The sequence below is a fragment of the Paraeggerthella hongkongensis genome, assembly GCF_003726035.1.
GTDB lineage: Bacteria > Actinomycetota > Coriobacteriia > Coriobacteriales > Eggerthellaceae > Paraeggerthella > Paraeggerthella hongkongensis.
This window is the reverse complement of record NZ_QICD01000001.1, coordinates 60,009-79,030: the sequence shown is the minus strand read 5'-3', so window position 1 is coordinate 79,030 and position 19,022 is coordinate 60,009. Positions and strand designations below refer to the sequence as shown.

The following is a 19,022-nucleotide window of genomic DNA, read 5'->3' as shown; positions in this document are numbered from 1 at the left end:
CCCGATTATTTTGTCACAGGTGCCGATTCGCGCCCACATTCCAAGATTCCGGGGCGCCACCGCTTAACCCCAAGCGCAGCTCCAGCGAGCGCGGCGCATTCGAAAAGAAGGACGCCGCCCGAAAAAGGCGACGTCCTTCGAGGAGGGGTCTGCGGTAGCGAGTGAAGCAACGCGCTACAAATACGCCACGGGCAGCGCGGCCATCACCACCAGCAAGCGCAGCAGGAAACCGCCCACCAGCACGCCCGTCTCGCCGATGACGCTCACCACCATGGAGGTCATCGAGGTTTCCACGCGCTTGGTCACGAACAGCGGATATCCCTCGATAGCGAACGGAAGCACCAAGCCGAACAGGACGATGCCAACCCAGAACGGCACGGCGTACTGGCCGGTCAACAGCATCTGCACGGACGCTGCGCCCTCATAGCTTCCAGCCGAGACAATGACCAGCATGGTGAACAGCACCACCAGCTCGATGGCCGACAGGATGACGTGCGACTTCTTGATGAGCCACATCTGCTCGAAGCGCTCGCGATCCACCACCAAGCCAACGAAGCTGGTCGCAGCCAAGCCCGCCGACAGGGCCGACACCACGAACAGGATGGGCAGCACGGCATTGTTCCACAAAGGATACGCCTTCACCACGCCCAACAAGAAGCCGGTGTAGGCCGCCACGGCGAACGCCGCAACCACGCCGATCCACGTGAGCCATTTCGGCACGGGCTTCTTGAGAACCTCCAACAGCGCGGCCGCCAAAGCAACCGGCATGAACACGCAGATGAAGTACACGCCCAAAGTCATGACCGATCCGGGATTCATGATCAGGTACACGAACCTCAAGGGGTTATGCAGTCCCGCTTCCGCATCGAAAATAAGCATGACCAGTCCGATAGCCAGAAAAACCGGAGCGATGATGCGCCCGGCAATGCGCATCTTCTTGCTGTCAGGATACTTCGCCTCCACAAACGCAGCCGTCAAAAACGCACCGGCCGACGCACCTGCCAGGAACAGGTACCAAGCAATAAGGGGTCCCCATACCATTGTTCATCACCTCACGTAGAAGATCTTGGATTCGGTCAAATCGCTCGCAAGAGGCTGAGCGTTATAGCGCGCGATCGCCTGGTTGATCTCGCTGTTGGGATCGTCCAGATCGCCGAAGATGCGAGCGCCCGTGATGCACGTGCCCACGCACGCCGGAGGATTGTCCGGCTCGCCCTCGTACCAGCAGAAACGGCATTTCTCGACCACGCCCGAGTGCAGCTGCACGCGAACGCCGTAGGGGCACGCCGCCATGCAGTACTTGCAGCCGATGCACTTCCCTTCCTCCACCAGCACCACGCCCGAATCGGTGGTGTAGGTGGCGCCCGTCGGACACACCGACTGGCACGGAGCGTCTTCGCAGTGCATGCACTGCACGGGAACGTTCTCGGCGTACACGTTGGGATACGACCCCGTCTCCAACTCCTCGTAGTGAATGAACGCCTTGTCGGAATCCAAGCCGTTGATCATCTGGCAGCCCACACGGCAGGCGTAGCAGCCCACGCACTTCTTCGTGTTGATGAGCATTCCGTAACGAGCCATGTTATGCCTCCACCTTCTTCACCGTGACCGCCACTTCCTGGCTCATGGTCGAGCCGACGCCCGGCTCGCCGCCGTGGAACGGCACGAACTCGGTCATGCTGATGCCGTATTCGTACGCCCTCGTCTGGTACGGCGACGTTCCGCCATAATGCGTGGGCAAGTACAGCACGCCGGGCTTGAGGCGCTCCGTGACCTTCGCGCGCACTCGGCCGGTATGCTCGCTCGACGCCACTTCCACCATATCGCCGTCGGCGATGCCGCGATCCGCCGCGTCCTTCGCGCTCATCCATACGCGCTCAAGGTTGTATTCGCGCGAGATGGCGTTCAAAGACTCCACGTTCTGCGTCATGGTATGCGAATGGATGGACTGCTTGCCGCCGATGAAGTGCAGCTCATCGCCCTGCGGCATGACCAGGCGCTCCACATAGCCGATAACCGGGTTCAAGCCCGCGTTGCCCGCCTTCTCGCTGACGAATTGGTACTTTTCCGTCGGCGTCTTGAACTTCGGCACGCCGTATTCGAACTTCTTGGACGTCACGTCCACGATGCCCTTTTCCTTAAGCTCGTCAAAGCTCACGCCCAGCGTGTCAAGCTCGGCCTTCGCCAATTCCTCAACCGTGAAGTCGAAGTACCGGCCCACGCCGCACGCCTGGGCAAGCCCCGTGAATATCTCGTCGCACGGCTTGGTCTCAGGATGCAGACGATCGATGACCTGGTCGCGCAGAGCCACGAACTGCTTCTTTCCGCCGATGTAGTCCGGCGCCTCCATGCGCTCCAGATACGTGCATTCCGGCAGCACGTAATCGGCCTGCATGGCCGTCTCCGACATCTGCACGTCAATGGCAACCACCAAGTCGAGCTTCTCGAACGCCTCGGACCATACCTTGGGCTGCGCATAGCCCTTCGCCGCGTTGGAGTTATAGAAGAACATGCCCTTGATACGGCCGTCCAGCGCGGCTTCAAGCGCCGCGATGTTCGAGCCGGAGCCGCTGACCGCACCGTATTCCTTATCGCCGACGCGTTTCGCTTCAGGCTTGGGCGGTTCGGCAAAACGCTCGTCGGCGATCTTGCCAGCCTTCGGCGAGGACGTGATCAACGCGCCGCCCTTCGCTCCCCAGCTGCCCAAAAGCGCGTTCACCGCAGTCACCGCGCGCGCCGTATCGAAGGAGTTCCTGTACGCGCAGCCGAACGCCGCGCGCCAACTGGCCTCCACCGCCGCAGCCGGGGCGGCCTTCGCAAGCGCCCTTGCCAGCTCGCGGATGCGATCAGCGGGCACGTCGCAGATCTTCTCGGCCCATTCGGGCGTGTATTCCTTCGCTTGCGCGGCGAACTCCTCGAAGCCCACCGTATGCTGCTCGACAAAATCGCGGTTGTACAGGTCCTCCTCGATGAGCACGTTGCAGATGGCCATGAGCAGCGCCAGGTCGGTGCCGGGATTGACGGGCACCCAATCGCTGGCGAAGATGCCCGCGTTGCTCAGGCGCGGATCCACGATGACCACGCGCGTGCCAGCCTCGGCTGCATCCGCCAGGCTCATGGCGTGAGACGGACGGATGCCGTCGCCGTAGCTACGGCCGATGAACATGACCATTTTGCACGATCCGAAGTCAACCGAATAGTTCGACGCGCCGATCGTCTCGGTCAAGCCGGCTTCCTTGGACAGGTTGCATGCCGCCGCATGCGTGTAAACGTTCGCCGACCCCAAAGCGTTCATGAAGCGCTTGGTGTAGTACTTGCCCGACGGACGCGGGTCGTGGATGAGCGCAAGCGACTCCGGGCCGCTTGCAGCCACGATGGCCTTCACCTTTTCGCCGATCTCCCTGAACGCGGTATCCCAATCGATGGGTTCGAACTCGCCGTTCTCCGTACGGCGCAACGGCTGCGTCACGCGCTCGTCGTTGTACGCCATCTGCGCGAAGCCATGCCCGCGAGCGCACAGCTTGCCCTTGGAATACGGATGCTGCTCGATGCCGTTCAGCGTGAACAGCGTGCCTCCCAGCGTGGTTGCCGTCAGACCGCACTTGCTCGAGCAGCCGTTGCACAGCGACGGCGTCACGTTGCGCTCGCCTCCAGCCGCATGCGCACGATCGGCGCTCCAGGCGCTCAGCGAAAGCGATCCGGCTGCTGCGACCGATGCAGCAGCAGCCGATCCCTTCAGAAACGTTCTGCGCGAAACCGTTGAATCGAACATTTCTCCTCCTTACCATCTCGTCTTTGCCGCGAACGAGCTCGCGGCATCCTCCCCGTCGGCTCGGGATCAAACCCGCAGCGAAGCCCCCTCGTGCACGGCACGATCGACCGCTGCCACAAGGTTGCGCAAAAAGGCGATGCCCTCCGCAAGATCGCGTCGCTTCGCCTCGCCGAAAACAGGGGCCTCGGCCGCACGCTCGGCGCGATCGCGCAAAACGGCGTCGTAGCCACCCAGCCAGTCGAAGTGATCCCGAATCAGGTCGCACGCGGCCTGACGGTTGCCGACCTCGAGAAAAAGCGCCAGCAGCTCCAAAAGCAATGTCAGATGATCCGGCATCGCCGCGAACTCGCGCGGAACCTCAAGCCCGCAGGCATCGAACAGCGCCCGTGCATGACCCGCCGTTTCGCCGCCGTACAAGCCATGCGACGCGCGCACGGTTCCGTCCGGAGCGCGCCACGGCTTGTACAGAGACTCCACCGGCAACGCGGCCAGAGGCAATCCCGGCACGAGCAACTCGCACTCAACAGCATGCCAAGCGGCGGCCGAAGGGGCTTCGACGACTATGCCTGCACACGCCGCCGCGCCTTCCCATGCGCGTCGATCGACCGCATCGGCGAAGGCGTCGTCGCCCATCCGCACGAACAGCGGAGCAACTTCAACGCAAGCATGCATAAGGGCTTCGTTCATTGGCTCTTGGGAATCCACTAGCGTCCTTTCTCGCGTCGCAAAAGGCTAAATCCAGCAAGCCGCTTGCATATCATCAGTTTTTGATGATTCTGCGTTTTGGCTGGTAAACTATAGTGTGACAAGCAAAGAAGCGTAGGGGCGATCACGGTGCGCAGCAACGACCGCGACAAGCTGAAACGTTATCGGGGGGCATCGATTCATGACTGAAAACTCACGTGCCAGCGCAGACCGGCGGAGCATGCGCATGATCTGGAAAACGCTGCGCCCCCACCATGTGGGGCTCGCGTTTTTCTGGGCGTGCAGCATGCTGACGTTCCGCAGCTCCCTTCTTCTTGAAGGGCTGGCCGACAACACCTCGTGCCAAACGCTCATCGTCATCGTGTCGTTCGTCTCCAACATGACGACGCTGTTCCTCATCGCCTCGCGCATCGAGCGCGATCCTTCGTATTACAACCGGCTCAAACCGTCGATGTTCACCGCTTTCATCCTTGCAGGGCTGACTCTTCTAGCGGCAACAGGGCCGCTCACGCACGCCGGGCTGCTGCCCGAATCGGCGCTTCCGGTCCCCCTTGTGACGGGATCCGTCTTGACCGGTATCGGCTATGGGTACTTCTGGGGAAGCTGGGCGGAATACCTGGGCCGCATGCATCCGTCCCGAACCTCGTTCTACATTCCGGTCGTGTTGCTGGTAACGTCTTCGCTCTTCGTCGCGGTTTCCCTTTGCGTGGATCAGGCAGGCGTACCGGCCCTCCTTTTGATGGCCCCGCTGCCGATCCTCTCGCAGCTATGCCTCGCCCGTTGCAAAAAGGAAGTGCCCGAAGGCAGATACGCGCTCAAGGCGGATTCGCAGCGCTATCGCACCGCGCTCGGGTCGCTTGTAAGCCTGATCGTGTCCAGCTTGGTTTTATCCTGCCTGTTCGGCTTCGTCTGGCAGCTGACGGTCGTATCCGTCGGATCCGCAGACCACGCCCATCGCCTGCCCTTGATCGCCAACATCATCGCAGCCGCAGGGCTGATCGCGCTCGTGCTTCTGGCAAGGCGGCGCATCGACCTCTCCTTCGCATTCCGCGTGATCGTTCCAGCCATCGTCATCCTGTTCGCCATCATGCCGTTGTTCTGGGAGTCGAATCCCATCATGCTCAACGTGATCATGAGCGCAGGCTACGGCATGTTCGACGTGATTATCTGGTACATGGTGGCGTCCACTGCTTACGACTTCGCGGTATCGGGCTTCGTCATAGGAGGAATCGTACGCGCGCTCTCCATCATCGCAAGACTGGTGGGGATCGGCATGGGATACATCATCATGCTCATACCGGAGCGCCCCTCCATGCTCATCATAGGCATTTCGGTTGGCGCAGTGTACGTGCTTGCAATGCTGTTGGTGTTCCAGGGAACGCGTCACCGTTTTTCGTTTTTCCAGCAGGGCGCCCCAGACCAGCAGGAAGAACACGGCGAATCCAAGCGCGCCGTCGAACTCCCCCATGTCGGCAAGGAGGTCGATCGAAGGCGGGAAGTGGATGAAGGCGGCGGTGCGACCCTAACCGAGCAGAAATCAGAACCGTGGCAGACGGTCGAGCCCTGTCCGGGAGCCGAACGCTGTCGCAAGGCCGCAGCCGACCATGCCAAAACCGATCCGAATTTTGCGTTCGACCAGGTATGCGAGCAGATTGCCGAGTACTACGGCCTGACAAGACGCGAAGCGGAAGTGCTTCCGTACCTGGCGCGCGGACGTTCGGCGAAAGTGATCGCCGATGCCCTGTTCGTATCGGAAAGCACCATTCGCACCCATACGCGGCGCATTCTGGAAAAGACCGCGCTACACTCGAAACAAGAGCTGATCGACCTGATCGAACGATACGAATAGCCACAGCAAGGAGCCCAGCCATGGATCGCGTGCGCACGATAGGCGTCATCCGCGTCATCACGCAAGACCAAAACCAAGTCGAAGCGCATGGACGCCTGATCGAGCAATGTCTGCCTTTCGTGAAAACGGTTTCGCGCTGCATCCCCGACCAGCCGCAGGGCGTCCACAGCGCAACGACGAAAGGCTCCGCCGTGCCCAAAGTGGTAGCGCTTGCCCGACAGCTGGAGGCGGAAGGCGTCGAGGGAATCATCGTAAGCTGCGCCGACGATCCGGGCGTCGCCGAAGCGCGCTCCGTTTTGAGCATCCCCATCGTGGGCGCGGGCGAAAGCACCGCAGCTGCAGCGGCCCGATTCGCCCAACCGGTAGGGGTGCTGGGCATCACGCGCGAGGCGCCGCCGGCCTTCAGCCGCATCCTTGGGCAGCGGCTGATCGGCAACATGGTCCCCGACGGCGTGAAAAACACGCTGGACCTGCAAACTCCCGCAGGACGGGCAAGCGCCCTTGCAACCGTGCGCGCCCTGGCCGACCGCGGCGCAAAGGTCGTCGCCTTGGCGTGCACCGGATTCGCAACCATCGATCTTGCCCCCGAGCTCGAGCGCGAAGCCGGCGTCCCCGTCTTGGATGCGGTGCAGTGCGAAGCGTGCGCGATGCTCCAAGAATTGCTGCGCGTACAATCGACAAGAGATTAAAACGCGCTCGCGCAGATCGGCCTAGTAGCCTTCGGTGACATCGCCCGATTGATCCAGGCTGATAGGATCGCCTACGAACGTCGAGGGAACTTTGAACATCGTCTTGAAGAAGTCCTTCGTTCGCGCGGGAACTTCGCGAACGTCGTACTGCGCCTGCTTCGCATACGCATGATAGTCGCTCGGTACGCCAACGGCCTCCAACCCCAGGCCATGCGCTGCATAGAGCGCGCGATACAGGTGGTAGGTCTGCGTCGCCACCACGATGCGCTCGGCGCCGAACACATGCTTGGCCCGGTACATGCTCTCATACGTCGAAAAGCCCGCATGGTCGCAGAACACGTCTGCGCTGGGGACTCCCTGCGCAACAGCGTAGTCCTTCATCGCCTTGACCTCGTTGTAGGCGACGGTGCTGTTGTCCCCGCTCATGATCAGCTTCGGAGCGGCCCCGGATCGGTACAGCGCGATCCCGTCATCCAAGCGGTCTTGCAAGATGCTCGACGGCGTGCCGTCTGCGAACACGGACGCGCCCAGCACGACAATGGCGTCAGCGTCATAGCCAACCGCCTCTTGGGAATCGACGATGCTGCTTTTGGTTGCGACCACCGTCACGACGTTCGTTATCGCAAACGTCGCCGCAACAACAAGCATGCATCCAAGCACCAAACCCAGCATCGCTTTTACCCATCCATGTTTCTTCGCCTTTGCCATAGGCGTCGATGATAGCAAAGGAGCGGCCTTTTCGCGCAACTGCATCGGCCTTCGCCATCGAAACTCAAGGGGGAATCCACGCAAACTGCGAGACAGAGCCCCCGAAGGCGTACTTCCAGCCACCGGCCGGTCGCCCCGTTTCGCTCGCCCAGATTTCAATCCTTATCGACTTCAGCCTAGCGCCAGTGCGAACGCCTACGGCACTATGCAGCGATGTCCTGGCGAGGAACTGCACCCGTTGCACGATACGCATCGCGGGACGGCGTTCGAGTCGGCCCGCCACCGCCGCACGAGGCGCGGCTCGCAAATAAGCGGGCGGCACAAGCCGAAGCCCGCGATGCCGCCTTCCGCTGCAAGGCGCTCCATCGCAGCAAAGCTGCGATTGCCGCCCGTCAAGATCACGGGAATGCCAAGCTCGCGCGCAAGACGCTGCGCGTAGGGAGCAAAAAACGGCTCGCCGGCGTAGTCTTTCGTCCGACAGGAACGCCAATTCCCGCTTACGTCGATAGCCGACACGCCATGCGCCTCAAGCAGCTTCGCCACCTCTACGCTTTCGCTTTCGGTCAAGCCGCCCTCCACGCCGTCAGAGCTGTTCAGCTTCACGATCAGGGGAAACGCCTTACCCACTCGATCACGAACGGCATCGACGACCTCGGTTAGGAAGCGGGCGCGATGTTCGAGCGATCCGCCGTACGCGTCCGTGCGCCTGTTGAGCAGCGGGTTCAAAAACTGGCTGAGCAGGTAGCCGTGCGCCGCATGCAGTTCCACGCCGTCGAACCCTGCAACCTGGGCGCGCGCGGCGGCATCCGCAAACGCATGCGCAAGCGTTTGCAGGTCGGCCGCCGTCGCCTCCACGGGGACGACGCCGGTCTTCGGATTGGCGACGGAAGACGGGCCGAGGATCCGAGCGCTAGGAGGATCGAGCCTGGTGGCAGAACCGCCGTACACGATCTGCGAAACAACGCATGCGCCTTGAGCATGCAGGTCGTCAACGAACGCGCGGTACGCAGGAACGAACGAATCGTCGTAGATGCCGAGCATGCGCGGGTTCGGCTGCTCGTCGCGCGTGACATACGCGTAACCCACGATGATCGTGCCCACTTCGCCGCAGGCGAGCTCCTTGTAGACAGCCTGCAGTTCCGGGGTCATGCGCCCATCGTCGGTAGCCAATCCTTCGTAGGTTGCCGCACGCACAAACTTATTTCGCGCCCGGAGCGTCTCTATCTCCAGGCTCTCGAACAACGCATTCATCAAGCCGTCCCCTTCGCACATTTTCACCCTCGTCAGTCCTCAATGCCCAACAACTCATAAAGCTCGTCCCGGCTGTGAACCCCAAGCTTGCGATAAATGCGACTCGTATGGGCTTTCACCGTACCGCGTGCTACAAACAAGTTCTCCTCGATCTGCGCCGAGGTTCCTTTGCGTGCAAGCAACTGCAGCACTTCTTCCTCACGCGGACTCAAGCTATGCTCGCGCGACAAGTCGGACACGCGCATAGCGAGCAATCCCGGCGAGAATACGTCATCGCCATCGGAGCTTTGCTTCAGATTGATGCCCCATTTGGCAGACAACCGTTTTTCCGTAAAGAACAGCACCGCAAACGCCAATGCCACAACCGCCACGATCCCCAGATGCACTCCCGTTACGATATCTTTCGGCAGGTAAAAGGAGGTAACCGCAAATAAACTCCAACCTCCTGCTTCCACCAAGTAGCGAATACCACGCTCAATGCCATTCAACCAGGCAGCCGAAATGCCGAATCGGTACGTGATATTGCTCAAAACAATCATGATGAAAATGGACAACATGGTATAACCCGCATCGTAGCAACCCGCTACCGTTTTCGCATCGAGCGAGAATTGTGGAGCAATGAGCAAAAGTCCCACGATCATGAGAGGAAACGCCAGTTGATATATGGTGTCGAAGTTAAACCACTTCGACGACGAAAGAACGCCGAAGAACACGAGCGCAGCAACCGACATCGTGCCCACGGTGTTCCCCATCGCTAAAGGCTGGTCAGGAAGAACCCCAAACCCTGTCGCAAACGTGCAGATTCCCATGAGCGCAATCGGTTTCCAAGGAACTTCGGAAAGTCCTGACTTGCCCATGGGTTTAGGTAGGTCGATTTCCGGCAGACGCTTCATGGAGCGGCGCACCCAATCAAGAGAGACAAGCGGAAGAGTTACGGAAAACACGGCAATATACGCCGGTTCTAACCCACTGAACAGCCACTTGAGAACCTCTCCCAAAAAAATAGCCGCAGCATAATATGCAGCCACACGCATGGGGTTAAGCGATCCGAAAAACTCTGTCCACATAAGAATGAGCAATCCGAGTCCCGCGCCCGCCAACATAAGCCCAAGATATTTGAGCATCGCAATCTGCACCCAGAAACACGCAATGACGCACAGCGCCGAACCGCCCACCATGCCGACAGCAACCAGGACAACCGCTACCCGGTTCGACCAGAGCGGAGTAACGCGGCGCGCAAGAAAGACAACCGCAAACGACGCAACGCCTATGGCACCTTCGAATAACGCATAATCAAAAAAGTCGATGGTAGGAAATGCGCCATACCGAAAAAACGTCGCAAGCCACGCACGATACAACCCAATACCGAGAAACGCAACGGGCATAGACCCGATGCGTATGAGCATGTCCTTCCAGCGGTCATACGGCTCCTTCATGCAGAACCTCCCCTTCCTGCAATTTCGGTTCCTCATCTTACCCTGAAAACATGCGTCGCACCGAGCGTTTTACCCAGGGTTACCTATTTAAACCAGGGCCGGGTTACATATTGAACCCCTTCGACGACCATCCGGTGCGACGCTGCGGTGCTATGTTCTCGTCGTCCCGAACAGCGCAGCCGAAAAGGCCGACGCATCATGGGAGGCGGGACTGGATACAACAAGGAGGATGAACAAAAATGACAGAGCTTTCACGTAGGCAGTTTCTTACGGGTGCTGCACTAGCGACGGCAGGAAGCGCGCTGACATTGAGCGGATGCGCGCCATCAGGGAAGGCCGAGAAAGAGCGTTCTGCCGACGCAAGCACCGCAACCGTCGGCGGCGGCATGGGAAAACACGGTGCTATACAAATCGAAGTGGTCACGAAAGATGGGGTCATCGAGCGTATTGACGTATTGGATTCTCGCGAATCCGCAGGATTGGGCGATGTATGCATGGAAAAGCTAGGCAAGCTCATCGTCGACAATCAAACGTTGAACGTTGACGTCGTGACGGGCGCCTCGTTATCCAGCATGGCGTACCTCACCGCCGTTGCCGAAGCGCTTGATAAGGCGGGCGAAAAGTCATCCGAATGGAAGAAACGCGATAAAGCCGTGCAGCAACCAGAAAGCGATATCCCCACAGCGTTTGATGTTGCAGTCGTGGGGGCAGGCGGCGCAGGATTTACCGCCGCTATTAGCGCAGCCAACAAAGGCAAGAAAGTGTTGCTCATGGAGAAGTTAGGGGTATTCGGGGGTTCCACCGCATTGTCCGGAGGAGAGATGGCCGTGCCCGGAAATTGGATTCAGCAAAACTCAGGATTAAGCGACAGCCCCGAACAACTGGCAAACGACATGCTGGAAGGCGGGGACCACCGCGGCGACCCTGCCTTGGTGAACGTCATCGCCAACGGCGTGTACGACGCAGCACAATGGCTCACTTACGAGGGAGGAATATCTTGGGAGCATAATCTGCTGTTCTTCGGCGGTCATTCGGTCAAGCGCTCCATCATTCCTTCGGGACACATCGGCAATGCCATGACGACCAAGCTGACCTCCCGGGCCCAGTCGATCGATGACATCACGCTCATCGACAACACGAAAGCAACCGCGCTCGTGCAAGATGCGGATGGAGGCATTATCGGCATCAAGGCAACGAACACCGTCACCGGCGACGAATACGCCTTCGAATGCAAAGCCGTCGTACTAGCATGCGGCGGGTTTGGCGCGAACGTCGAAATGCGCGAAAAGGCAAATCCTGAGTTTGGAAAGCAATTCAACTCAACCGACTCGGTGGGAGCGCAGGGAGATGGTCTTACCATGGCCTCCGCTATCGGTGCCGAGCTCGTAGATATGGAGCTCATCCAAACCTATCCCATCTGCGACGTAAACACCGGCGCGCTGCTGTATTTGGACGACATGCGTCTGGACGAGCGCACGGTCATGTTCAACAAAGAAGGAAAGCGCTTCGTCGAAGAACTTGGCCGACGAGACGTTTTGTCCAAAGCCATTCTCAAACAGACCGACGAGCGCGCTTACGAAATCTGGGATCAGGCGGCTGCAGACGAGACTAAAGTAGTCGACATCCATGCAGACGAATTTGAAAACCTCGTTTCACGGAATCTTTGCACGAAGGCAGATACGCTCGAAGAAGCCTGCGAACCTTTCGGCATCGATGCCAGCGCACTCGCGAAGACAATCGAGCAGTGGAATGGATACGTAGATGCGGGCTCTGATCCTGACTTCGCTTACCGCGGGGCTATGCACAAGATCGATACGCCGCCGTATTACATCATGGCCTACAAACCGGCCGTGCACTACACCATGGGAGGCCTGCACATCAACCCGAACGCCGAAGTGCTCAGCGCCGACAACAAACCTATCCCCGGACTCTTCGCCGCGGGCGAAGTCGCCGGCCACAAAATGGGAACGAACCGCCTGGGATCCACATCCATGGCAGACATTTACACGTTCGGTCGCATAGCAGGAAACAACGCCGCCGACTACGCAGGATAACGCTTCGTCAAACCCTCCCTCCCCTTCAACGAAAGGGGCTCGGATATCCGAGCCCCTTTCGCATTATTCGCCTTGTCTGTTATCCTACTTCGCCACGATATTGACCAAACGGCCGGGAACCACGACGACCTTTTTGACGTCTTTGCCCGCCAAGGCAACCTCGACGGCAGCCAAGCCATCGGCCTTGATGTCGTCTTCGGCAGCGTCGGCAGCAACCGTGATCTTTGCCTTCACCTTGCCGTTCACCTGCACCGCAAGCTCCACTTCGTCAGCCTTCGCTTGCTCGGGATCAAAATCAGGCCAAGGCTGCACGTGCACCGATCCTTCATTGCCCAGCACGTCGTGCCACAGCTCTTCGGCCCAGTGCGGGGCGAACGGCGCCATGAGCTTGACGATGACCTCGGCAACCTCGCGATCGAACGCATGCATCGACGCGCTCGCGGCACGATCTTCTGCAGAGCATTTGCGCACGTAGTCGCTCGTCGCGTTCGTCAGCTCCATGATGGCGGCAAGCGCCGTGTTGAAGTTGTTGCGATCGAAGTCGTCGGCCACTTTGCCCACCACGCGATGGCGCTCGCGCACCAGCTTCTCGAACGCCTTGCTGCCCTCGTCTTCCGACGAGCCCGCTTGGAACAACGTTTCGTCGTCGGCAGCGCCCATCAAGTCGCACACGATGCGCCATGCACGGTTCATGAACTTGTAGATGCCAGCCAGACCGCCTTCATCCCACAGCAGATCCTTGTCAGGCGGAGCCATGAACAGGATGTACGCGCGTACGGCGTCGGTTCCGTATTCGGCGATCATGTCCTCGGGAGCAATCACGTTGCCCTTCGACTTCGACATGGTCTCGCCGTGCTCGTCCTTGACCATGCCCTGGCACAGCAGGTTCGCGAACGGCTCGTCCACGTTCAGCAATCCCAGATCGCGCAGCACCTTCGTGAAGAAGCGGCTGTACAGGAGGTGCAAAATGGCATGCTCGATGCCGCCGATGTACTGGTCAACTTGCATCCAGCGATTCGCCTTCGCGGGGTCGAACGGCAATTCGTCGTTGTGAGGATCGGTGTAGCGCAGGTAGTACCAGCTCGAGCACGTGAACGTATCCATGGTGTCGGTCTCGCGCTTGGCCGGGCCGCCGCATACGGGGCACGTCGTGTTCACGAAGCCCTCGTGCGTGGCCAGCGTCTCGCCAGCGGCCAAATCGATATCCTCGGGCAGACGCACCGGAAGGTCCTCTTCGGGCACGGGCACCAAGCCGCACGTCGGGCAATGGATGGCGGGAATGGGATCGCCCCAGTATCGCTGACGGCTGATGAGCCAGTCGCGCAGGCGGAACTCCACCTTCGTGCGGCCCTTGCCGGCCGCCTCAAGGTCGGCGATGATCGCATCCACAGCCGGGCTATGCTTGCCGCCCGCCATGCCCGTGTACGTGCCGGACTGCACCAGCACGCCCTCGGCGTCGTAAGCATGATCCCAATCGACCGAAGTGACACGACGATCCTGCACCCCGTTCAACTGGGCGAACAACGGATCGTCCTCTCCCAGAATGATGGGAATGATAGGCAGGTCGTACTTGCGGGCGAATTCGAAGTCGCGCTGATCGCCGCACGGCACGGCCATGACCGCGCCAGTGCCGTAATCGCTCACAATGTAGTCGGCCACCCACACCGGCACCTTTTCACCGTTGATGGGGTTCACCATGTAACGGCCGGTGAACGCGCCGTGCTTCTCCCGATCGCCCTGCGCGCGCTCGACGGCGCTCACCTTGGACGCCTGCTCGACCACCTCTCGGACGGCAGCTTCGTATTCCGTCCCCTCGACCAGATCCATAAGACCCTTGTATTCGGGAGCCAACAGGAAGAACGAGCAGCCGAACAGCGTGTCGGGACGCGTGGTGAACACGGTGATCAGGTCATCGTCGGTCGGGTTGGCCGGAACCTCGCCGTCGGGCCCGCACAACGTGAACGTGACCTCTGCGCCCTCGGAGCGGCCGATCCAGTTCGCCTGCATTTGCTTGACGCGATCGGGCCAGCCATCAAGCTGATCCAGGTCGTCAAGCAGTTCCTGCGCATAATCGGTGATCTTAAAGTACCACTGCGTCAGGTCGCGCTTCTCGACCGCACCGTGGCAACGCCAGCACTCGCCCTCGGTCACCTGCTCGTTCGCCAGCACGGTTTCGCAGTTCGGGCACCAGTTCACCGGACTGTTGCGACGCTCGACCAGGCCCTTCTTCCACATCTGGAGAAAGATCCACTGGCCCCAGCGATAGTATTCGGGATCGCACGCCACCACGGTGCGGTCCCAGTCGTACGAAAAGCCCATGCGCTTGAAACTGGCCTTCTGGGTTTCGATGTTGGCATACGTCCACGTAGCCGGATGGCTGTTATGTTTGATGGCCGCGTTCTCGGCCGGCAAGCCGAACGCGTCCCAACCCATGGGGTGCAGCACGTCGAAGCCGCGCATCTTGGAATAGCGCGCGATCACGTCGCCGATGGTGTAGTTGCGCACGTGGCCCATGTGGATGTCGCCCGAAGGATACGGGAACATTTCGAGCACGTACTTCTTAGGCTTCGATGCATCTTCGGCCACTTTGTTGAGGTCGGTGTCGGCCCATTCCTGCTGCCAACGGGGCTCGATCTCGTGCGGGTTGTAAGGTTTCATGGTCATGTTGCTTTCCTCGTCAGGTCGGCACCGCCCGCGCGCGTCCGCGCAGGGGGTCGTTTATTCGCGAATGTTCCCATTATAGTGATTGCGGCGCGAAAGCGAAGCATTATCGATCGACTTCACGACTTCGCAGACGCGATCAAGCCCCTGGGGTTCAACTTCGATTGCTTTAATCGCAAGCGGACGAGCAACGCCTCTCCTGCATCAGCAGATCGAAGCCGCGCTCCCTTCGCAAGCTTCCTCGACGTCGTCGAGAGTCTCCTTCGCGTTGATCCGCGTTTTTAAGCTATTGACCAACCGCTACCGGACAGGCTCATTCATCATAAAATGCCTTGAGATGCTCTCTAATAATGAAATATCTAGATTTTTCATTATTAGAGAGTTCGACGTGCGTTAAAATCGTGAAAAACATTCGAAAAAAGGTCTTACGATATGACGTACAAAAGAATGGACAGACTGTTTTACGAAGACGCCTCGAGCGATCGCAAGGGTGAAAACGAGCGCGAAGCCCGCAAGCGCCTCACGGCCGCTTCGTCATTCAGGACCGGGATCAACGTAGAGACAGGCGAGCTTTTTCTTGCCGTGCCGCGCGAGCTGTCTCTTGTCACGGAGCAGGTTCTTCGCGCCGAGCGAAAGGTGTCAAGATCATGGAGCGCCTTACCCGGCATTGCGCGGGGCGCTTACGTACGCAACCTCATCGTCGACGAAGTGGTATGCACGAACGAAATGGAAGGCGTTCGCAGCACCCGCAAGCAGATCAGGGAGGCTATCGACAGCATCGAGCAGCCTGTCGGGGAAAATCGGCGGACAAAGCAGTTCATGGAATTCGCCCACTTGTACCTTGGCCTGACGAGCGGCGACGTCGTGCCGCCCAAGACTCCTGAGGATATCCGTGCGCTGTACGACGCCGTCGTGGCGGGTACGCTCGACCCGGACGACGCGCTTGACGGCCAGCTGTTCCGCGCCGATGGCGTGGACGTCAAGGCGTCCTCGCAACGGATCATCCATCGTGGCGTGCAACCCGAATCCGCCATAATCTCGCACCTCAACGCTATGATCAGGCTAGTCAATTCCGAGGAAGTGCCGGAACTGTACAGTGCGCTGCTTTCGCATTACCTGTTCGAGTACATCCACCCCTTTTATGACGGAAACGGGAGAACGGGCCGATTCTTGCTAGCGCTGTACTTGAGCAGTCCGCTGTCCCTACCCACCACGCTATCGCTTTCGCGCGTTATCGCCGAGCATAAAGGAGTGTACTACCAGGCGTTTTCGGTAACTGAACACCCCCTTAACCATGCCGAGGGCACGTTCTTCGTGCTGCAAATGATGAATTTGATCAGGACGGCTCAGGACGAGCTGGTAGCCGAGCTGCAAGCAAAGCGGGAAGCACTGATGAAAGCCGAAGAAAAACTCGGCAGCGTGCGCGCTGAGTTCGACTTGTCAGAGCGGGCATGCAATGTGCTGTACCAAGTGGTGCAGGTGTCGCTTTTCGGCGCGAACGCGGACGTGACGTTGCAGGATGCCGCGAAGCACCTTGAGGTCACAGCCCAAAGCACTCGCAAGTACGTATCCGAGCTAGAGCAGGCCGATCTTGTTGAAACGACAAGCCGCCGACCGCTCAAGTTCAAACTGAGCAGCCAGGGTGAAGAGACGTTCGGCGTGGCGAACGCGGCCGGGATCCGTTAGCCGTACGCCAAACCGCAAAAAGAGCTAGCCGATCCGGAAGAGGGCACCCAAGCCCGCAAGCCGTCAAGGACATCAGACGTTTGCCCGCCGGCCCAACGCTGATTCGCAAAGCGAGGATCGCCGCAAACGCTTTCCGCCCCTACTGCACAAACACCAGGCAATCGTCGGTAGAACGCGCCTTGTCGAACACATAGCCGGCTACGTCGAACGAGCGCAGATCAGTGACGGATTCGACGGCGCATTCGGCGCACCAACGCACCATGGAACCGCGAGCAGCCTTGGCAGCCGTCGAACGCTGCACCAGGCGGCCGCTCGCATCGATCGCACCGAACAAGCACGTCACAGCTTGCAAGCCAAGACGCTTCGCATGCGGAAGCACCGCTTTCGCATATTCGACCGAAGCTAAGTTCACCACAACGTCAGACTCCGAAGCCAACGCGCGAGCCAGCGAATCGCCCCAAAACTCGTACAGGTTGCGCGCCTGGCCCACTGCTAATTTGGCCTGCATCTCAAGGCGGTACGGCACCACGCCATCGAACGGTCGCAGCACGCCGTAAAGACCCGACAGAATGCGCACGTGTTCCTGCACGTATTCCAACTGCGCGACGGTCATAACGTGCGGAGCCAGATGTTGGTACTGGATGCCTTCGTACGCAAACACCGATGGAACAAGCGAGTCCGCGCTACCGGACACGTCCATCGTGCGGAAGCGTTCGAAATTGAGTTCGGCAAGCGCGTCGCTACACTGCCATAGCGTCTTCGCATCTTCATAGGAAAGCGATCCCACCGCGCAAGCCAAGCGCTCAGCCCGGTCGACGAACGCCGGCAGATCGCGCCATGCGAACATATCGTCCGTTACGTTCATCTTCTTGGCGGGCGAGATAATGAAGCGCACGACCCCTACCCCTCTCCCAGCATGTCGACCGCCCACTGAGCGGCCACCATGGATCCTTTGACCAGCACGCTTTCATCCACTTCGTAGTAGCAACTGTGCTGGGGATGCTCGGCGCCCACGGCAGGATTGCGAGTCCCCACAAAAGCCAGGACCCCGGGAACCAAGCGCAGGTATTCGCTGAAGTCCTCGCCAGAAAGCGTGCCCTCGTATCTGCCGACGCCCTCTTCGCCCAGCACCTTCACCACGGCAGCGCGCGCCACCTCGGCGCAAGCCGGGTCATTCGCCAAGCCCGCGTTTCCCAGCTCGAACGTGAACCGAGCTTGAGCATTGAACGCACGGGCAATCTTTCCCACGATACGCTCCAGACGGTCAGGCACTTCGGCGCGCAGCTTGTCGCTCCATGTACGCACCGTGCCGGTCAGGTACGCCGTCCCCGCCATGATATTGCGCGCCTCGCCGCCATGGAACTCGCCCACGGTGATCACCACGGGTTCGAACGGCGACACGTCGCGACTAACGAGGATCTGCAACGCCGTCACCATCTCGGCGCCCACCACGATGGCATCGATGCCCTTGTGCGGCATGGAGCCGTGTGCGCTCACGCCTTCGATGTCGATGCGGAACCAGTCGGTATGCGCCATACGCTGCCCCGGCTCGCACGAGAACACGCCCGCATCAACCTCGCTCCAAATATGGGCTCCGTACACGGCATCCACCCCGTCCAGCGCGCCGTCGTCGATCATCTTCAACGCACCGATGGAAACCTCCTCAGCCGGCTGGAACAAAATGCGAACCTCGCCGCGCAACCGGTCGCGCAGTTGATCGAGAATGCGAACGGCTCCCAGCATCATGGCCATATGGCAGTCATGCCCGCAAGCATGCATGACTCCCTCGCTTTGCGAAGCGTAAGGCGCACCCGTTTGCTCGGTCACGGGAAGCGCGTCGATGTCGGCACGCAGCGCCACGCGCCTGACCGGATTGCCGTCGACGTCGTAGGCTCCCGACGCTTCACCGCGAATCGTGGCGATAACGCCCATCCCGGCCGCACGTCGGTACGGTATGCCGAGCTTGTTCAGCTCGATGCAAAGGGCTTCTTGCGTCCGCGTTTCCTTGCCGCTCAACTCGGGATGCTTATGCAACTCGCGCCTGAGTGCAATGACTTCCGATTCGATATCCGCACCGATTGCGCGGATGCGCTCGGTCGTGCTGGCCGTCCCCATATGGATCCCTTTCGCCGTTCCCTGTGTTCAGCAGGGTACCATATTCCGACATGCACGGTTTTGACCAGGATGAATCCCGTCAACACAAACGTCGAA

14 protein-coding genes are annotated in these 19,022 nt (G+C 59.9%); 4 read left to right on the top strand and 10 right to left on the bottom strand.

What is annotated here, in order from left to right:
* Nucleotides 1–174: 174 nt before the first annotated feature.
* From nrfD to DMP08_RS00330, 4 genes are all read right to left on the bottom strand, one after another.
* Nucleotides 175–1,041 (bottom strand): NrfD/PsrC family molybdoenzyme membrane anchor subunit, encoded by an 867-nt coding sequence (nrfD, locus tag DMP08_RS00345; RefSeq protein WP_123191030.1) that lies wholly within the window; start codon nt 1,039–1,041, stop codon nt 175–177.
* 6 nt (nt 1,042–1,047) lie between these two features.
* Nucleotides 1,048–1,581 (bottom strand): 4Fe-4S dicluster domain-containing protein, encoded by a 534-nt coding sequence (locus tag DMP08_RS00340; protein WP_123191029.1) that lies wholly within the window; start codon nt 1,579–1,581, stop codon nt 1,048–1,050.
* 1 nt (nt 1,582) lies between these two features.
* Nucleotides 1,583–3,772 (bottom strand): molybdopterin-containing oxidoreductase family protein, encoded by a 2,190-nt coding sequence (locus DMP08_RS00335; protein WP_123191028.1) that lies wholly within the window; start codon nt 3,770–3,772, stop codon nt 1,583–1,585.
* Between the two features lie 66 nt (nt 3,773–3,838).
* Nucleotides 3,839–4,444 (bottom strand): molecular chaperone TorD family protein, encoded by a 606-nt coding sequence (locus tag DMP08_RS00330; protein WP_161555391.1) that lies wholly within the window; start codon nt 4,442–4,444, stop codon nt 3,839–3,841.
* A 259-nt stretch (nt 4,445–4,703) separates the two neighbouring features.
* Between DMP08_RS00330 and DMP08_RS00325 the strand changes: the two genes are divergently transcribed.
* Both DMP08_RS00325 and DMP08_RS00320 read left to right on the top strand, forming a co-directional pair.
* Nucleotides 4,704–6,326: a helix-turn-helix domain-containing protein gene (locus DMP08_RS00325; RefSeq protein ID WP_244596702.1), complete on the top strand. Its 1,623-nt coding sequence runs from the start codon at nt 4,704–4,706 to the stop codon at nt 6,324–6,326.
* A 20-nt stretch (nt 6,327–6,346) separates the two neighbouring features.
* A complete protein-coding gene (locus tag DMP08_RS00320; RefSeq protein ID WP_123191025.1) occupies nt 6,347–7,015 on the top strand; it encodes an aspartate/glutamate racemase family protein in 669 nt (222 codons plus the stop codon).
* 21 nt (nt 7,016–7,036) lie between these two features.
* Here DMP08_RS00320 and DMP08_RS00315 read toward each other — a convergent pair whose 3' ends face one another.
* The 3 genes from DMP08_RS00315 to DMP08_RS00305 all read right to left on the bottom strand — a co-directional run bounded on the left by DMP08_RS00315 (nt 7,037) and on the right by DMP08_RS00305 (nt 10,410).
* Nucleotides 7,037–7,768, bottom strand: coding sequence for a SanA/YdcF family protein (locus tag DMP08_RS00315; RefSeq protein WP_244596701.1), 732 nt, complete (start codon nt 7,766–7,768; stop codon nt 7,037–7,039).
* A gap of 150 nt (nt 7,769–7,918) precedes the next feature.
* Complete coding sequence (locus DMP08_RS00310; protein ID WP_123191201.1) at nt 7,919–8,974, bottom strand: NADH:flavin oxidoreductase; 1,056 nt, start codon at nt 8,972–8,974, stop codon at nt 7,919–7,921.
* Nucleotides 8,975–9,006: 32 nt separating this feature from the next.
* Nucleotides 9,007–10,410 (bottom strand): helix-turn-helix domain-containing protein, encoded by a 1,404-nt coding sequence (locus DMP08_RS00305; protein WP_123191023.1) that lies wholly within the window; start codon nt 10,408–10,410, stop codon nt 9,007–9,009.
* Nucleotides 10,411–10,649: 239 nt separating this feature from the next.
* On the opposite strand from DMP08_RS00305, the gene DMP08_RS00300 reads away from it, so the two are divergent.
* Nucleotides 10,650–12,464, top strand: a complete 1,815-nt coding sequence (locus tag DMP08_RS00300; RefSeq protein WP_123191022.1) for a flavocytochrome c — start codon at nt 10,650–10,652, stop codon at nt 12,462–12,464.
* An 84-nt stretch (nt 12,465–12,548) separates the two neighbouring features.
* On the opposite strand, the gene leuS is transcribed toward DMP08_RS00300, so the two are convergent.
* Nucleotides 12,549–15,122 carry a leucine--tRNA ligase gene (leuS, locus tag DMP08_RS00295; protein ID WP_123191200.1) on the bottom strand — a complete coding sequence of 858 codons (2,574 nt, stop codon included), beginning with the start codon at nt 15,120–15,122 and terminating at the stop codon, nt 12,549–12,551.
* A 435-nt stretch (nt 15,123–15,557) separates the two neighbouring features.
* Here leuS and DMP08_RS12705 point away from each other — a divergent pair, with 435 nt between their 5' ends.
* A complete protein-coding gene (locus DMP08_RS12705; protein WP_123191020.1) occupies nt 15,558–16,811 on the top strand; it encodes a Fic family protein in 1,254 nt (417 codons plus the stop codon).
* Nucleotides 16,812–16,950: 139 nt separating this feature from the next.
* On the opposite strand, the gene yaaA is transcribed toward DMP08_RS12705, so the two are convergent.
* Nucleotides 16,951–17,706: a peroxide stress protein YaaA gene (gene yaaA / locus DMP08_RS00280; RefSeq protein ID WP_123191019.1), complete on the bottom strand. Its 756-nt coding sequence runs from the start codon at nt 17,704–17,706 to the stop codon at nt 16,951–16,953.
* Between the two features lie 5 nt (nt 17,707–17,711).
* Nucleotides 17,712–18,926 carry an amidohydrolase gene (locus DMP08_RS00275; protein ID WP_123191018.1) on the bottom strand — a complete coding sequence of 405 codons (1,215 nt, stop codon included), beginning with the start codon at nt 18,924–18,926 and terminating at the stop codon, nt 17,712–17,714.
* Nucleotides 18,927–19,022 lie beyond the last annotated feature (96 nt).

What these genes read in the sequence shown, in the direction of transcription:
- DMP08_RS00340 (WP_123191029.1), bottom strand. Translation starts at nt 1,581, where the DNA reads ATGGCTCGTTACGGAATGCTCATCAACACGAAGAAGTGCGTGGGCTGC.
- DMP08_RS00320 (WP_123191025.1), top strand. Translation starts at nt 6,347, where the DNA reads ATGGATCGCGTGCGCACGATAGGCGTCATCCGCGTCATCACGCAAGAC.
- DMP08_RS00330 (WP_161555391.1), bottom strand. Translation starts at nt 4,444, where the DNA reads ATGCATGCTTGCGTTGAAGTTGCTCCGCTGTTCGTGCGGATGGGCGAC.
- leuS (WP_123191200.1), bottom strand. Translation starts at nt 15,122, where the DNA reads ATGAAACCTTACAACCCGCACGAGATCGAGCCCCGTTGGCAGCAGGAA.
- DMP08_RS00325 (WP_244596702.1), top strand. Translation starts at nt 4,704, where the DNA reads ATGATCTGGAAAACGCTGCGCCCCCACCATGTGGGGCTCGCGTTTTTC.
- DMP08_RS00305 (WP_123191023.1), bottom strand. Translation starts at nt 10,410, where the DNA reads ATGAAGGAGCCGTATGACCGCTGGAAGGACATGCTCATACGCATCGGG.
- DMP08_RS00310 (WP_123191201.1), bottom strand. Translation starts at nt 8,974, where the DNA reads ATGAATGCGTTGTTCGAGAGCCTGGAGATAGAGACGCTCCGGGCGCGA.
- nrfD (WP_123191030.1), bottom strand. Translation starts at nt 1,041, where the DNA reads ATGGTATGGGGACCCCTTATTGCTTGGTACCTGTTCCTGGCAGGTGCG.
- DMP08_RS00315 (WP_244596701.1), bottom strand. Translation starts at nt 7,768, where the DNA reads ATGCAGTTGCGCGAAAAGGCCGCTCCTTTGCTATCATCGACGCCTATG.
- DMP08_RS12705 (WP_123191020.1), top strand. Translation starts at nt 15,558, where the DNA reads ATGACGTACAAAAGAATGGACAGACTGTTTTACGAAGACGCCTCGAGC.
- DMP08_RS00300 (WP_123191022.1), top strand. Translation starts at nt 10,650, where the DNA reads ATGACAGAGCTTTCACGTAGGCAGTTTCTTACGGGTGCTGCACTAGCG.
- DMP08_RS00275 (WP_123191018.1), bottom strand. Translation starts at nt 18,926, where the DNA reads ATGGGGACGGCCAGCACGACCGAGCGCATCCGCGCAATCGGTGCGGAT.
- DMP08_RS00335 (WP_123191028.1), bottom strand. Translation starts at nt 3,772, where the DNA reads ATGTTCGATTCAACGGTTTCGCGCAGAACGTTTCTGAAGGGATCGGCT.